At 76.9% G+C, this 2,531-nt stretch carries 2 protein-coding genes; both read left to right on the forward strand.

Annotated features, from left to right (window positions below):
• The first annotated feature begins 33 nt into the window (after positions 1 to 33).
• A complete protein-coding gene (locus ABZ885_RS39330) occupies positions 34 to 654 on the forward strand; it encodes a hypothetical protein (RefSeq protein ID WP_360199723.1) in 621 nt (206 codons plus the stop codon).
• Between the two features lie 75 nt (positions 655 to 729).
• A complete protein-coding gene (gene recN, locus ABZ885_RS39335; protein WP_360199725.1) occupies positions 730 to 2,463 on the forward strand; it encodes a DNA repair protein RecN in 1,734 nt (577 codons plus the stop codon).
• The last annotated feature ends 68 nt before the right edge of the window (positions 2,464 to 2,531 follow it).

The following is a 2,531-nucleotide window of genomic DNA, read 5'->3' on the forward strand; positions in this document are numbered from 1 at the left end:
CCGGCGGCGGAGCGCCGCCCGCTCGCCGCCCGGCTGCTCGGCGACACCGGCCGCCTGGGCCGCCGCCTCCCGCAGCTCGCCGTCGGCCTCGCCCTGTATGGGGCGAGCATGGGGCTGATGCTGCGCTCCGGGCTCGGCCTCGACCCGTGGGACGTCTTCCACCAGGGCCTCCAGCGCACCGCCGGCCTCTCCGTCGGCGCCTGGGTCACCATCTGCGGCGCCCTCGTCCTGCTGCTCTGGATCCCGCTGCGCCAGCGTCCCGGCCTGGGAACCGTCGCCAACGTGCTGGTGATCGGCGCGGCGATGGACCTGACCCTGCGGGTGGTCGGCGCCCCCGGCACGCTCCCGGCCCGGACCGCGCTGATGGCCGCCGCCGTCGTGCTGAACGGCCTGGCCACCGGTCTCTACATCGGCGCCCGGTTCGGCCCGGGCCCGCGCGACGGGCTGATGACGGGGCTGCACCGGCGCACCGGCCGCTCGCTGCGGCTGATCCGCACCGGCATCGAGCTGACGGTGCTGGCGGTCGGATTCCTGCTCGGCGGCACCGTCGGCGTCGGCACCGTCGCGTACGCGCTGGCCATCGGCCCGCTCGCGCAGTTCTTCCTGCGCTGGTGCACCGTGCCCGCCGCGGCGCAAACCTCCCGGAAGGGATGAACTTGCGGGCGTGAGGTTGTCACTCGTCGCGCGCCGGGGGTGGAACCTCGTAAGGTCGTCTCCGTGTTGGACGAGATGCGGATACGGGATCTTGGGGTCATCGACGACGCGGTGGTCGAGCTGGCCCCCGGCTTCACCGCCGTGACCGGTGAGACCGGCGCAGGCAAGACCATGGTGGTGACCAGCCTCGGGCTGCTGCTCGGCGGCCGCGCCGACCCGGGCCTGGTGCGCAACGGCACCGGGCGCGCGGTCGTCGAGGGCCGCCTCGAACTGCCTGCCGGCTCCCCGGTGGCCGCCCGCGCCGTCGAGGCCGGCGCCGAGCTGGACGACGGGGCGCTGCTGATCAGCCGGACCGTCTCCGCCGAGGGCCGCTCCCGGGCCCACGTCGGCGGGCGGGCCGTGCCGGTCGGGCTGCTCGCCGAGCTCGGCGAGGACCTGATCGCCGTGCACGGCCAGACCGACCAGCAGCGGCTGCTCCGCCCGGCCCGCCAGCGCGGTGCCCTGGACCGGTACGCGGGCGAGGCGGTGGCCGAACCGCTGGCCCGCTACCGCGAGGTCTACCGCCGGCTGCGCGAGGTCTCCGCCACCCTGGAGGAGCTCACCACCCGGGCCCGCGAGCGCGCCCAGGAGGCCGACCTGCTGCGCTTCGGCCTCGACGAGGTCGCCGCCGCCGAGCCGGTGGCCGGCGAGGACGTCGAGCTGGGCGCCGAGGCCGAGCGCCTCGGCCACGCCGACGCGCTCTCCTCCGCCGCCACCCTCGCCCACGCCGCACTGGCGGGCGACCCGGCCGACCCGGAGGCCCTGGACGCGGGCACCCTGCTCGCCCAGTCCCGCCGCGCGCTGGACGCCGTCCGCCACCACGACGAGCGGCTCGCCGCCCTCGCCGACCGGCTGAACGAGGTCGGCTACCTGCTCGCCGACGTGGCCGGCGACCTGGCCGGCTACGCCGACGACCTGGACGCCGACCCGGTCCGGCTGGCCGCCGTGGAGGACCGCCGGGCCGTGCTGGCCCAGCTGCTGCGCAAGTACGGCGGCCAGGAGAACTCGCTGGCCGAGGTGCTGGCCTGGGCCGAGAGCGGCTCCGCCCGGCTCGCCGAGCTCGACGGCGACGACGACCGGATCGACGAGCTGGGTGCCCAGGAGACCGCGCTGCGCACCGAGCTGGCCGTGCTCGCGGCCGAGGTCTCGGCCGCCCGGCAGGCCGCCGCCGGGCGCTTCGCCGAGGCCGTCTCCGCCGAGCTGGCCGAGCTCGCCATGCCGCACGCCCGGGTCACCTTCGCGATCAGCCGGGTCGACGACCTGTCCGGGATCGAGATCGAGGGCCGCACCGTCGCCTACGGCCCGCACGGCGTGGACGAGGTCGAGGTGCTGCTGGCCCCGCACCCCGGTGCCCAGCCCCGGCCGATCGCCAAGGGCGCCTCCGGCGGTGAGCTGTCCCGGGTGATGCTGGCCGTCGAGGTGGTCTTCGCCGGTGCCGACCCCGTGCCCACCTACCTCTTCGACGAGGTGGACGCCGGCGTCGGCGGCAAGGCCGCGGTCGAGATCGGCCGCCGCCTGGCCAAGCTGGCCGAGACCGCCCAGGTCGTGGTGGTCACCCACCTCCCGCAGGTCGCCGCGTTCGCCGACCGGCACCTGGTGGTGGAGAAGACCAACGACGGCACCGTGACCCGCAGTGGCGTCAAGGTGCTGAGTGACGAGGAACGGGTGCGCGAACTCTCCCGGATGCTGGCCGGCCTGGAGGACTCCGAGCTGGGCCGCGCCCACGCCGAGGAGCTGCTCGCCGCCGCCCGCGCCCCGCGCCACCGGTAGCCGCCGGCGGCGGAAAGCGGGGCGGGGGGGAGGGCGGGCTGGGGCGGGGCGCCCGCCGCCGGCCCCCC

Source organism: Kitasatospora sp. NPDC047058 (assembly GCF_040643935.1).
Lineage (GTDB): Bacteria > Actinomycetota > Actinomycetes > Streptomycetales > Streptomycetaceae > Kitasatospora.